Consider the following 13180-nt stretch of genomic DNA (forward strand, 5'->3'; position numbering starts at 1 on the left):
TCTGTCCCGCATGAGGATCGCGTTGCCGCCGATGATCGATCCGGCCGCCCTGGCTGGACATGATCCGGCGGCAGAGGTCGTGGCGCTGGATGGCGAGACGATGGGGACGACGTGGCGCGTCCTGTTCGCCGCGCCTCAGGACTGTGACGTCGATGGGGTCCGTCATGCGATTGTCCGGCGGCTGGCCGGTCTGGTCGCGGAGATGAGTCACTGGGTGCCGGATTCGCTGCTGTCCCGCTTCAACCGCTCGTCGGCGGGAACATGGACGACCCTGCCCCCTGATTTCGCACAAGTCATGCATCAGGGCCTCGCCATAGCTGCAACCACCCGCGGTGCGTTCGATCCGGCGTTAGGCCGATTGGTCGATTGTTGGGGGTTCGGCTCCATAGCGGTAGCGAGGCCGCCCGACGCGACGACGATCGAGGCCGCGCATGCATCGTCGGGGTGGCAACGCCTCACCTATGATCCGACCGGTCGTCACCTGCATCAATCGGGCGGGGTTTCGCTCGATCTGTCCGGTATCGCGAAGGGTCATGCCGTCGATGCCGTCGCCGATCTGTTGCGCACGTTCGACATCATGCACGCGCTGGTCGAGATCGGCGGCGAGCTGGTCGGGCGTGGCATCCGGCCGGATGGCGATCCGTGGTGGGTCGATCTGGAAGTACCGCCAGGGATATCCATACAGCCGCTCCGCCTTGCTCTCCACGGTATGGCGGTGGCGACATCGGGCAATTATCGCCGCGGCGCGCATACGATCAATCCACGCACCGGACGGCCGATCACCAGCGGTGTCGTATCGGCGAGCGTGATCCACACCACCGCGCTGGCGGCGGACGCCTGGGCCACGGCGCTGACCGTGGCAGGACCCGTCGATGGCCTGACGATGGCACGCGACGCTGATATCGCCGCGCGGCTTGTCACCGTCGCTGACGGTAGTGTTCAGGAACATTTTACCCCAGCGCTGATCTCGATGCTGGAGGGCTAAACGTCCCTGGCCGGGATCGTTGCCAACACCAGTCATCTATGGCGAATTGCGAGACTATATATCATCCTTCTTGACGTTCGACCGCTCGCTGCGCCACATGCCCGGTTACACACCGGGAGTTCCTTATCGTGCCGACCAACCCTCCTCCATCGATCGTTCTGGAGGATGTGATCCTTGCCTATGGCGAGCACCGCGTGCTCGATGGCTTGTCCCTCTCGGTCGCGCCGGGCAGTATCTACGCCTTGCTGGGCGGGAATGGCGCGGGCAAATCGACGACGTTGTCGGCGTTGCTCGGGTTCGCCAAACCAGAATCCGGTACCATCCTTGTCAGTGGCATCGACCCCGCCATCGCGCCGGACGACGCCCGACGGCAAGTCGCGTATCTGCCCGAAAACGTCGCGCTGTATGAGCATTTATCGGCAGTCGAGAATTCCGATTACTTGTTGGCGCTGTCGGGTTCGCCCCGATCCCGCGATACGATCATCACGGCGCTTGACGCGGCCGGATTGCAGGAGCGTGCCTGGGATCAGCGACTGGGCGGCTTTTCGAAGGGAATGCGACAGAAGGTCGCGATTGCCGTGGCCCTGCTGCGTGAGGTGCCGGTGCTGTTGCTGGACGAACCCACATCAGGCCTCGATCCCCGCGCGACTGGCGACTTCAATCGACTGGCCATCGCGGTTCGCGATCGGGGCACTGCCATCCTGATGGTGACGCACGACCTGTTGAGCGCCATCGACATCGCCGATCGCATCGGTTTTCTGGATGCCGGCCGGATCGCCGAAGAAGTCGAGGCGGCAGGCCCGGATCGTTTCGACATCCGCGCCCTCCACGCCCGTTTCGCGGGACCGGTCGCGGTATGAGCGTCGTCCGGCTGATCGCCCGCGACGAATGGCGGCTGATGGTGCGCAATCGCGTTGCCGTTATCGGCCTGTGCCTGACCGTGCTGCTGACGCTGGTGGCCATCGCCACGTCATGGACCCATCAGCGGGGCGTTGCCGATCTGCGCGCCCGTCATCAGGCCGCGGCAAGCGAGGCGTTCGATGCGCAGCCCGATCGTCATCCCCACCGCGTGGTCCATTATGGCCACTTCATCTTCCGCCCGCTTGGTCCCTTGGCGGCGTTCGATCCGGGAGTCGATGCGTTCACCGGCAACAGCATGTTTCTTGAAGGGCATCGTCAGAATACCGCCAATTTCGGCGATGTCCGGCAGAGTTCGCTGCTCATCCGGTTCGGCCAACTCACACCGGCGTTCGTGTTGCAGGTGGTGGCCCCCCTGTTGCTGATCTTTTTGGGATATGGCGCTATCGCTCGGGAAACCGAAAGTGGAACGCTGCGCCCCTTGATGCTGCAAGGCGCGTCACGGGCTTGGATCGTACTGGGCAAATCGATGGCGCTGGGCGCGGTGGCGTTGATCGTCGGGGCGCCGGCGATGGCCGGGTTGGCGTTGATCGCCACGCAGTCCGACACGTCGCTGTTTCCCGTTTTGGCCATCGCCATCGGTTATGCCGGATATCTGGCACTCTGGACCGCGGCGATCGTGCTGGTCTCGGCCATCGTCCATCGACGCCGCGACGCCCTGCTGGCATTGATCGCCATCTGGGCCGTGACGGTCGTGCTGTTGCCCAGGGTCGCGCCAGACATCGCCAGCGTTCGCTACCCGCTCGCCAACCGCATCCAGACCGATGTCGCGATCGCCCGCGATCTTCGCGCGATGGGGGACAGCCACGACCCTGACGATCGCCATTTCGCGGCGTTCAAACAGCGGACACTGGCCCGCTATGGCGTCAGCCGGATCGAGGATCTGCCGGTCAACTACAAAGGGCTATTGGCACTGGAAGGCGAGCAGATGACGTCCGCCCTGTTCGACCGATATTCCAGTCAAAGTTTTGCCACGCAAGAGCAACAGAACGCGCTCGTTCGCGCGATCGGTTTCCTCAGCCCCACGATCGCGCTGAGATCATTGTCGATGGCGGCTGCGGGAACCGATCTGGCCGGTCATCGCCGTTTTCTGAAGCAGGCCGAGGCTTACCGGTACTCCCTCGTCCAGCGGCTCAACCGACTTCAGGCAGAGGGCGTCACCTATGCCGACGACAACGCAGACGATGCAGGGGCGGATCGTCGCAAGCGGGTCACCGCGGCCAACTGGCAAGCGATCCCGGACTTCGCCTATCGCCCGATGGCCGGTTCGGATGGGGCCATTGCAGCACTGTCGGGTCTGGCTGTCATCCTTGGTTGGCTGATCGCTGCCGCCCTGGCCCTTGCATGGGCGACACGCCGGTTGGGGACGCGCTGATGCGGATATGGATGTACGAAGCGCGGCTGCTGATGCGGTCGCGGTTGGCGGCGTTCGCGCTGATCCTGATGGCGGTGCTGAGCATTGCCGCCGTCATCGCCGGCCTGTGGGAGGTGGCCAGTCAGCGCGCCGCCATCGCCCGCATCGCTCCGGCACAGGCAGATGACATCGGTGCCGTCGCCGACTGGATCGACAAGGCCAAGGACCCCGGCAGTGCCGCCTATTACAGTTTTCATCCGACATGGGACGCCCCTTCGCCGCTCGCGTTCGCGGCGATCGGCATGCGGGATGTCGCGCCATACATCCTGCGGGTCCGCGCGCTGGGGCTGGAGGCGCAGATATATGACGGCGATGTCTATAACGCGGAACTGGCGTTGCCGGGGCGGTTCGACTTCGCCTTCGTACTCGTCTTCCTCGGCCCACTGTTCGTAATCGCGCTGTTCCACGATCTCGTCTCCGGTGAACGGGAAGCGGGACGTGCCCGGATGCTTGCCGCCTTGCCGGGTGGGAGCCGCCATATCATATGGCGGCGGGGGATGTTGAGGCTGGCCCTCCTGTCGACCACGCTGGCCGCTCCCTTCGTTGCCGGCGCGATATGGTCCGGGGCAGATGGGGTTGCGACGTTGACGATCGTCGCGGTGGCCATCGCCTATCTGGCATTCTGGGCCGCCATCACCACGCTGGTTTCATGGTTCGGGCGCAGTTCGGTAGCCAATGCCGCGATGCTGGCGGCGATCTGGCTGATGACGGCCCTGATCGCGCCGACCCTCGCCCATGTCGCGATCAACCAGACGATCCCCGTCGACCAAGGCGCGGAGATCGTGCTGGCGCAGCGGGAGCAGGTGAACCGCGCATGGGACATCCCGCGTGAGGAAACGATGCGGCAATTCTACGCCGCTCATCCTGAATGGGCGGACTCTCCGCCCTTGCCGGCGACCTTCCATTACAAATGGTACTTCGCCTTCCATCAGGTCGGTGACGAAGCTGTCGCGGCCAAGGTGCGCGCGTATCGCGCCGGGCTGGAACGACGATCACAAGCGGCCGCCGCTCTTGGATGGATCCTGCCATCGGTAGGCGTTCAGGCGATCCTGACCCGGCTTGCCGGAACGGACCTGATCGCTCAACTCGACTATCAGGATCGGGTCCGCGCCTATCATCGTCGCCTGCGCAACTTCTATTACGCTTATATGTTTCGCGATCGTCCCTTCGGCAAAGCCGACTTCGGGAAGGCCCCCCGGTTCTCGCAGGATTGAACGGATCGCACACCATTCATGAAGGTTGAATATAGCTTCATGTCGTGGGGTTCATCCATCGACAGAGAACCATAAACTTGCCCATGCGTTGATGACGAAACGTATTCTGCGTGGCAGATGATATCACGCGCAATACGACGTCATCCACGAACGATCGCCATCGCCGTCCAGGCTGGCGAATAAGGGGCGAGCCAATCGATGAAAAGTCCGGTTGATACTGAAATCTCCCGGCGGGGAATATTGGTCGGCGGTGTCGCTACGGCAGCGTTGACCGTGTCGACTGCCGATGCCCAAACGCCGCCCACCCCCGCTCAACCGGCGACGATGAAGGTATCGTTCGACGTTAACGGCAAGCGCCGCAACCTCGAACTCGATACCCGCACGACCTTGCTCGATGCTCTCCGCGAGCATCTTCATCTGACCGGCACCAAAAAGGGCTGCGATCATGGTCAGTGCGGCGCGTGTACGGTGATGGTCGATGGTCAGCGGATCAACTCCTGCCTCAGCCTGGCCGTCATGCATCAGGGCGACAGGATCACCACGATCGAAGGGTTGGGCCAGCCCGACAGGCTGCATCCGATGCAGGCGGCTTTCGTCAAGCATGACGGGTATCAGTGCGGATATTGCACGCCGGGCCAGATCTGCTCGGCCGTCGCGGTCCTCGACGAGATCAAGGCCGGCATCCCCAGCCATGCGACCGGCGATTTCACGACCCGCCCCGCAATCACGAACGAAGAAATCCGGGAGCGGATGAGCGGCAACATCTGTCGTTGCGGCGCCTATTCGAACATCGTCGATGCCATCAACGATGTCGCGGGAGTACGCGCATGAAGCCCTTCACCTATGAACGTGCGACATCGCCCGCTGCTGCTGCCAAGGCGGTCGCCGATCGACCCGGCGCCAAATTCATCGCGGGGGGCACCAACCTGCTCGATCTGATGAAGCTGGAGGTCGAGGCACCGATCCATCTGGTCGACGTAAATGGCCTGGGCCTTGACCGGATCGAAACGACATCGGATGGTGGCCTGCGCATCGGTGCGTTGGTAAGCAATACGGCACTGGCATCGAACGAAACGGTCCGGCGCGATTACGGCGTTCTGTCGCGTGCGATCGTCGCGGGGGCATCGGGTCAGTTGCGCAACAAGGCGACAACGGCGGGCAACCTGCTCCAGCGGACCCGCTGCCCCTATTTTTACGACACGAACCAGGCGTGCAACAAGCGCAAGCCGGGATCGGGATGCGCGGCGATCGGCGGTTATAGTCGTCAGCTCGCCGTGATCGGCACCAGCACCGCGTGTATCGCGACCTATCCGGGTGACATGGCCGTGGCGATGCGAGTGCTTGATGCATCAGTGCAGACGGTAAGCCCGGCTGGCCAGACGCGGACGATCGCGTTTGGCGATTTCCATCGGCTGCCGGGCAATACGCCGCATATCGAAAACGCGCTGGCGCCGGGCGAACTGGTGACGGCCGTCACGTTGCCCCGCCCGATCGGGGGGCAGCATTTTTATCACAAGGTTCGCGATCGCGCGTCGTATGCCTTTGCGTTGGTGTCGGTGGCAGCGGTGATCCAGCGGGACGGATCGGGCCGGGTCGCGGTCGGCGGCATCGCACCTCGCCCATGGCGGGTCGAGGCGGCCGAGACGGCCATGCAGCAAGGGGCCAAGGCGGTGTCCGCCCGGCTGCTGGCTGGCGCAAAACCGACGACCGATAACGCCTTCAAGGTTCCGCTGGTCGAGCGCGCGCTCGCGGCGGTCATGGCAGAAGCGAGGGCCGCATGAAGTTCACGACGCCTGCGGGCCAGAATCCGATCGATCAGCTAAAGGTGATCGGCAAACCAACCGATCGCATCGATGGGCCGAAGAAGACGACCGGTACCGCCCCCTACGCCTATGAACGACATGATGTCGTGCCGAACCAGGCCTATGGCTATATCGTCGGTGCCGCAATCGCGAAGGGACGGATCAACGCGATCGATCTGGCCGAGGCGAAGGCGGCACCCGGTGTCATCGCCATCGTCACCGCCGATAGCGCGGGACGGCTTGGCAAGGGCAAGATGAACACGGCGAAGCTGCTCGCCGGGCCGGATGTCGAACATTATCATCAGGCGGTCGCCCTGATCGTGGCCGAGACGTTCGAGCAGGCGCGCGCGGCAGCGGCACTGGTCCGCGTAGATTATGCCCGCGCCAAGGGTCGGTTTGATCTCGCCGAGCAGTTGAAGGGTATTCCGCTGACCGGTGACGGCAATGCCGGATCGCCGGTCGATCGCGTCGGCGATTTCGCCCGCGCGTTCGCCGCTGCGCCGGTGACGCTGGATGCGACCTACACCACGCCGGATCATAGCCATGCGATGATGGAGCCGCATGCCTCGATCGCCGCGTGGGACGGCGATGCGCTGACCCTGTGGACCTCCAACCAGATGATAGCATGGGGCAAGGAAGAGCTGGCGCTGACCCTTGGCATTCCGAAAGAAAAGGTTCGCGTGATCTCGCCGTACATCGGTGGCGGATTCGGCGGAAAACTGTTCCTGCGGGCGGACGCGGTGATGGCCGCGCTCGGCGCACGGGCAGCGGGTCGGCCCGTCAAGATCGCGTTGGCGCGACCGATGATGGCGAACAATACGACCCATCGCCCGGCCACGATCCAGCGTATCCGTATCGGTGCGACGAAGGATGGCAAGATCACTGCGATCGCGCATGAGAGCGGTTCCGGCGATCTGCCGGGTGGTGGCCCCGAAACGGCGGTCAATCAGACGAAGCTGCTCTATGCGGGGGCGAACCGGCTGACGGCCATGCGTCTGGCGGTGCTCGACCTGCCGGAGGGTAATGCGATGCGCGCACCTGGCGAGGCACCCGGCCTGATGGCGCTGGAAATCGCGATGGACGAAATGGCGGAAAAGCTGGGCATGGACCCGATCGCTTTCCGCATCGCCAACGATACGCAGGTCGATCCGGCTAAGCCCGACCGCAAATTCTCCCAACGCCAGTTGATCGAATGCCTGCAACAGGGGTCGGAGCGTTTCGGATGGCAGGCACGCAAGGCCAAGGCAGCGCAAGTACGTGATGGCCAGTGGCTGGTCGGCATGGGTGTGGCGGCGGGCTTCCGCAACAACATCACCATGAAATCCGCTGCCCGCGTCGGCATCGATCGCAAGGGCATGGTGACGGTCGCCACCGACATGACCGATATCGGCACCGGCACCTATACGATCATCGCCCAGACCGCCGCCGAGGTGATGGGTGTTCCCCTCGACAAGGTCATCGTACTGCTGGGTGATTCCAGCTTTCCGGTATCGGCAGGATCGGGCGGCCAGTGGGGCGCGAACAGCTCCACGGCAGGAGTTTATGCTGCCTGCATGAAGCTGCGCGAAAGTGTGGCGCAGCGGCTGGGCTTCAATTCGGCCGAGGTCGAGTTTGCCGGCGGCAAGGTGCGTTCCGGCAATCGCAGCGTCGATCTGGCGGATGCTGCCGGCGATGCCGGTCTGTCGGCGGAGGATGCCATCGAATTCGGCGATCTCGGCAAGCAGTATCAGCAGTCGACCTTCGCCAGCCATTTCTGCGAAGTGGGCGTGCATGCGATGACGGGCGAGATCCGCATCCGGCGGATGTTGGCAGTGTGTGCGGCCGGCCGCATCCTCAACCCGAAATCGGCGCGTAATCAGGTGATCGGTGCCATGACGATGGGTGCCGGCGCGGCGTTGATGGAGGAACTGGCGGTCGACAAACGGTTTGGTTTCTTCGTCAATCATGACCTCGCGGGATATGAGGTGCCGGTTCATGCCGATATCCCGCATCAGGAGGTGATTTTCCTCGACGAGGTCGATCCGACATCGTCACCGATGAAGGCAAAGGGTGTCGGCGAACTTGGTATCTGCGGTGTCGGTGCCGCCATCGCCAACGCGATCTATAACGCGACCGGCGCGCGCGTTCGGGATTATCCGATCACGTTGGAGAAGTTCATGGATCGGCTGCCCGAAGTCGCCTGACGTCTTTCCCCGGATGAACGGGCGATGCGTTCATCCGGGGATAGTCCTCTCAGGTCAGAAGATCGACCATTCCCACACACCGGTTTCTTCCGGCCCGGTCATTAACCGCAAATACCGGGCGGTCGTCCGATGGACAATCGTGACGGGCGAACCCGACACCGCCTTTACGTCTGCCAAAGGTGACCATCGCACGCCGTCATCAGATCGCTCGATCTTCAGCGTATAATTTCGGTTAGCATATTCCATGCGAAACCGGCTTTCGCGTAACGCCTTGGCGCCACCCAGATCGGCCACCACCACGCCCGGTTCCCCCGGCATGGACCGCCACAAGGTCGCATAGTTATCATCGGCTGCGCGCTCTGGCCCATGCATGGCGTCGACACCCTTGCCCGATGCCTTCCACCGCAGCCCTGCTGCCCGCCCTTTGGCAAAGCCCGCCACGTTACTCCCATGTGACGGCACGACCGTCGCAATCGTCCCGTCGGCGGCGATCGACAGCGGATCGACCGCCACCTGCCGCAACACCGTATTGCCGGATGGCGTGAACGGCAAACCCTGCCGGTGATAGAGGATATACGGCCGTCCACCCGACCGGAACACCGCATGATGGCCGGGGCTGATGATCGACTTCGCCGTATCGGTCGACAGGATCGGGCTGCCCAGCCCCTCGCGGAACGGTCCGAACGGTGTATCACCGATCGCATAGCGGACCTTGTACGTGTCCTTGGTGGTATTCCCATCGCTATAGGTCAGCAGGTAATGGCTGCCCTGCTTCACCATGAACGGACCTTCGAAGTAATTGGCCGGTGTCACGTCACGCGGCACGCCATCGAATGTCACCATGTCGGGCTTCAGCTTAACGGCGAAGCAATGGCCGTTGGTCCAGTTCCAGCCCGATCCCCAATACAGATAGGCTTGCCCATCGCTGTCGATGAACGCCTCGGCATCGATCATATGATAACGGGGATCGAACGTCTTCGCGATCAGCGGCTTGCCCGCATGGGCGTCACGCCACGGACCGGCAGGCGACGGCGCGGTGCCGACCCAAACCTCGTTGCCAACCGACACGTACATGTACCATCGTCCATTGGCCGCCTTCACGACCGACGGCGCCCATACTTTCGCATCGCCCGAGGTCGGACTGGTCGCGGCGGCCTTGGTCGGCCAGTCCGGCGTCGAGAAAGTCCAGTCGCGACCATTGTCCGATTGCCACATCCCCAGCCGGTCATCGCCCCATGGATCGATCGTGGCATAGATGTACCATCGGCCTCCGTCGCGAACGATGGACGGATCGGCGAAGTATCCGGGGAGCAGCGGATTGCGATCGCCGGCGCTGTCCCATGCCGGTGCCGGTCCATCGGCCGCGACCAGCAACGTCGATGCAGCCATCAGCGTGGCCGTCGACGCACGCCGGTTCATTGAACCTCCGTCGCGCGCGCCGGCCGTGCCTTGTCCGGGGTCGTGCCTTCGCCGCTGAACGGATCGAGGCGGAAGGCGACGCGGATCGGCTCCAGCTTCGTCCGGTATTTCATGTGCGGCTGCCCGACGAGGTTCCACGCGGTATCGCCACCGACACCCCATTGCGCGGCATCGACCAGCAACGACACCTGACCATGCGGCACGATATCGCTGCTCTTCCACGTCCCCTCCGGCCGACGATAAAGATCGCTATAGGGAAAGGCGAGCGCGGTCATCATCAGCGGCGCGTCGCCGATCACGCGCAGACCTCGCCCGGCACCGCTCAGTTCCATCCAGCGGACATCGACCTTGTTGCCGGTATCCTGCGGTCGCATGTAGTCATGGTTCTGTTCGGCGATCGCGCCACGCCACAGGCCGATCGGCGCCGATGTCTTGCGATCGATATAGCTTTCATGCGGTCCCCGCCCATACCATTCGACCGTCTTCATCGTCGTCGGCATCGCATAGGAAAGGCCGACCCTGACCGGCCCCGGCAGATCGTCCTTTAACGGCGTCAGTTCTCCGGCTACCGCAACCGACCCGTCGCCCGCCATCGTATAGGTCGTGACGAACCGCGCCGCGCCCGCTCCCAGTTCGTGATCGACGCGGATCTCGCCCGCACCACCATCGACGCCGCGCACGGTGATGCTGCGCACCTGTCGCTCATTCGTCATCGCCTTCCACGGCGCCATCGCCGCGGTGGTGCCGGTCAGCGTGTCGTTGTCCGTTTCCGCCCGCCAGAAATTGGGGGCGCCACCGGTGACCAGCGTCGTGCCGCCACGCGTATAGCTTTTGATCAGACCCGTCTGGCGATCGATCGTCAGCGTCGTGCCACCGGCGGACAGGGTAGCGACACCCGCCGCGTCACGCACCGCGACGTTGCCGCCGCGCACCATCGCCGGCTTCGGCGTCGCGGCCAGGGCGAACTGTTCCCATCCGACCGTATAGCCCGCCGGCACTGCGGGGATGGCTCCCTCCTTCGCCCGCGCGCGAACCGTTATGAAATACTCGGAGCCTGGTTTGCGGGCCAGTGTCGGCATCGACACCGTCACCGTCTCGGTCGCCCGCGCGGCCGTGGCCAATGCCGGCAGCGGACCCTGCGCCACCGCGACGCCATCCTCCTCGACCACCCAGTCGAAGGCGAATCCCGAAAGGTCGCGGAAGTCGTGGCGATTGCGCACGGTCACGCGGCCCGTCGCCGGATCGAAGCCTTCGAACTGGATCGGCGACAGCACCTTCTGCACTTCATACAGATGTGGATTGGGCGTCCGGTCGGGTTGATTCAGGCCATCGCCGAATTCGACATCGCCGCCGGGGTTCGGACCATACTCCCCGCCATCGCCCCAATAGCGTTTGCCGTTCTTATCGGTGCGATACATCGACTGGTCGACCCAGTCCCAGATGAAGCCGCCCTGCAGCTTGTCATATTTGTAGATGGTGTCCCAATAATCCTTGAAGTTACCGCCCGAATTACCCTGCATATGGGCATATTCGCACTGGATCATCGGCTGCGTGCGGCTGGGATCATTGGCCCAGTCGACCATCTTTTCGATATCGTCGTACATCGGCGCATAGATATCGACATACGGATTGGGTTGATGATCCCAGTCCAGCGTTCCCCAGCCCAGATACGAGATCAGCCGGCCCGGATCGCGCTTGCGGATCGCCGTGGCCGCCTTTTCGAAATTGGGGCCGATGCCGGCTTCGTTACCCAATGACCAGAAGATGATCGACGGGTGGTTCTTGTCGCGTTCGATCATGTTGGTCACCCGCGACACGTGGGCACCCTCCCACGCGGGATCGAACCCGACCTGGAATTTTGACCGCAGCTCTGGGTGCTTGTTGCCATATTCCATATAGGCGTGGCTCTCGATATTGGCCTCGTCCATCACGTACAGGCCATATTCGTCGGCAAGTTCGTACCAGCGCGGATCGTTCGGATAGTGCGACGTACGCACGGCATTGATGTTGTTGCGCTTCATCAACTCGATGTCGCGCTTCATGGATTCCAGCGAGATGACGTGGAACGTTTCCGGGTCATGCTCGTGCCGGTTCACGCCCCGGATCACGATGGGGCGGCCGTTCACCGACACCCGTCCATTCCGCATCTCGACGGTGCGAAAGCCGATCTTCTGCGGCGTGACCTGCACGACCTTGCCATCCGCATCGAGCAGTTCGACCATCAGCGTATAGAGATTGGGCGTCTCCGCCGACCACGGCCTGACCCCCGGCACTACTGCGGCCAGCGTTACCGTCCGTTCGTTCTTGCCGGCCGCGACCCGTGCCTCTTTGGTCAGTACCTCGCGCTGCCCATCCATCAGCGTCATCCGCGCCGTCATCGGCCTGGTCGACGGCGTCACCGCGATATCGGTCGACAACGTACCGTCCCGATAGGTGCGATCGAGGCTGGCATGCGCGAAGACGTCGCGAACGCGCGTTTTCGGTGCCGCCATCAGGAATACCTCGCGCTCGATACCCGATACGCGCCAGAAGTCCTGATCCTCAAGATAGCTGCCATCCGACCAGCGATGAATCTGGATCGCGACCATATTCCGGCCGGGTTTCACGAACCGCGTAACGTCGAATTCCGACGGCAGCTTCGAATCTTCGGAATAACCGACGTTTTGTCCGTTGACCCAAACCTCATAGGCGGAACCGGCCGCCCCAATGTGCAGGATCACGTCCTCTCCGGCCCAGCCCGCCGGCACATCCACGTCGCGGCGATAGGAACCGACCGGGTTGGTTGCATGCGGGATCAATGGTCGATTGGCGGGGAACGGATAGGTGATGTTGTTGTAGCGGGGCTGGTCATACCCCTCGGTCTGCCAGTCTGCGGGAACCTTGATCTCCTTCCAGGCGGACACGTCATAGTCCGGCCGTTCGAACCCGGTCGGCACCGCATCAGACGAAGGTGAGAAGGCAAACTTCCACTGGCCGTTCAGGCTGACGAAGCGGTTCGACTGGGTGCGATGGCCGGCGATCGCCCGTTCACGGCTTTCGAACGGAAAGCCCGTCGATCGGGCCGGCATCTTGCCGCGCGCATAAACCGCCGGATTTTCCCAATCCGGTCGGGCAGGATCGACCTGCACCGGTTGAACCCGTGGCGCCACCTGCGCTCCTGCATTCGTGGCGATTACCCCGATCGCCAACGCCGATACGCCGACGCCCCGCAACATGCCCGCAGCTTTCACCGAATACTCTCCCGA

9 protein-coding genes are annotated in these 13180 nt (G+C 63.3%); 7 read left to right on the forward strand and 2 right to left on the reverse strand.

Going from position 1 to position 13180, the window contains the following annotated elements:
* Nucleotides 1-10 precede the first annotated feature (10 nt).
* From JAO74_RS08190 to paoC, 7 genes are all read left to right on the forward strand, one after another.
* Complete coding sequence (locus tag JAO74_RS08190) at nt 11-985, forward strand: FAD:protein FMN transferase (protein ID WP_233150807.1); 975 nt, start codon at nt 11-13, stop codon at nt 983-985.
* Nucleotides 986-1113: 128 nt separating this feature from the next.
* Nucleotides 1114-1845: an ABC transporter ATP-binding protein gene (locus tag JAO74_RS08195; RefSeq protein WP_332908762.1), complete on the forward strand. Its 732-nt coding sequence runs from the start codon at nt 1114-1116 to the stop codon at nt 1843-1845.
* Complete coding sequence (locus tag JAO74_RS08200; RefSeq protein ID WP_199036912.1) at nt 1842-3278, forward strand: ABC transporter permease; 1437 nt, start codon at nt 1842-1844, stop codon at nt 3276-3278. The genes JAO74_RS08195 and JAO74_RS08200 overlap by 4 nt, the downstream gene beginning before the upstream one ends.
* Nucleotides 3278-4531: an ABC transporter permease gene (locus JAO74_RS08205; protein WP_199036914.1), complete on the forward strand. Its 1254-nt coding sequence runs from the start codon at nt 3278-3280 to the stop codon at nt 4529-4531. The genes JAO74_RS08200 and JAO74_RS08205 overlap by 1 nt, the downstream gene beginning before the upstream one ends.
* A 198-nt stretch (nt 4532-4729) precedes the next feature.
* Entirely contained in the window at nt 4730-5362 is a 633-nt protein-coding gene (gene paoA, locus JAO74_RS08210) for an aldehyde dehydrogenase iron-sulfur subunit PaoA (RefSeq protein WP_199036916.1), read from the forward strand.
* Nucleotides 5359-6312 (forward strand): FAD binding domain-containing protein, encoded by a 954-nt coding sequence (locus JAO74_RS08215; protein ID WP_199036918.1) that lies wholly within the window; start codon nt 5359-5361, stop codon nt 6310-6312. The genes paoA and JAO74_RS08215 overlap by 4 nt, the downstream gene beginning before the upstream one ends.
* The gene (gene paoC / locus JAO74_RS08220; protein WP_199036920.1) at nt 6309-8516 is read left to right on the forward strand and encodes an aldehyde oxidoreductase molybdenum-binding subunit PaoC; all 2208 of its coding nucleotides are present in this window, start codon (nt 6309-6311) and stop codon (nt 8514-8516) included. Before JAO74_RS08215 ends, paoC begins: the two co-directional genes overlap by 4 nt.
* 54 nt (nt 8517-8570) lie before the next feature.
* Here paoC and JAO74_RS08225 read toward each other — a convergent pair whose 3' ends face one another.
* Together JAO74_RS08225 and JAO74_RS08230 are read right to left on the reverse strand one after the other, a co-directional pair.
* Nucleotides 8571-9935, reverse strand: coding sequence for a family 43 glycosylhydrolase (locus JAO74_RS08225; RefSeq protein ID WP_233150808.1), 1365 nt, complete (start codon nt 9933-9935; stop codon nt 8571-8573).
* Nucleotides 9932-13150: a glycoside hydrolase family 2 TIM barrel-domain containing protein gene (locus tag JAO74_RS08230; RefSeq protein WP_199037368.1), complete on the reverse strand. Its 3219-nt coding sequence runs from the start codon at nt 13148-13150 to the stop codon at nt 9932-9934. Before JAO74_RS08230 ends, JAO74_RS08225 begins: the two co-directional genes overlap by 4 nt.
* Nucleotides 13151-13180 lie beyond the last annotated feature (30 nt).

Source organism: Sphingomonas mollis, assembly GCF_016427505.1.
Classification (GTDB): Bacteria; Pseudomonadota; Alphaproteobacteria; order Sphingomonadales; family Sphingomonadaceae; genus Sphingomonas; species Sphingomonas mollis.

Coding starts and splice junctions, on each gene's coding strand:
- JAO74_RS08200 (WP_199036912.1), top strand. CDS start 1,842: ATGAGCGTCGTCCGGCTGATCGCCCGCGACGAATGGCGGCTGATGGTG.
- JAO74_RS08215 (WP_199036918.1), top strand. CDS start 5,359: ATGAAGCCCTTCACCTATGAACGTGCGACATCGCCCGCTGCTGCTGCC.
- JAO74_RS08205 (WP_199036914.1), top strand. CDS start 3,278: ATGCGGATATGGATGTACGAAGCGCGGCTGCTGATGCGGTCGCGGTTG.
- JAO74_RS08190 (WP_233150807.1), top strand. CDS start 11: ATGAGGATCGCGTTGCCGCCGATGATCGATCCGGCCGCCCTGGCTGGA.
- paoA (WP_199036916.1), top strand. CDS start 4,730: ATGAAAAGTCCGGTTGATACTGAAATCTCCCGGCGGGGAATATTGGTC.
- JAO74_RS08230 (WP_199037368.1), bottom strand. CDS start 13,150: ATGTTGCGGGGCGTCGGCGTATCGGCGTTGGCGATCGGGGTAATCGCC.
- JAO74_RS08225 (WP_233150808.1), bottom strand. CDS start 9,935: ATGAACCGGCGTGCGTCGACGGCCACGCTGATGGCTGCATCGACGTTG.
- paoC (WP_199036920.1), top strand. CDS start 6,309: ATGAAGTTCACGACGCCTGCGGGCCAGAATCCGATCGATCAGCTAAAG.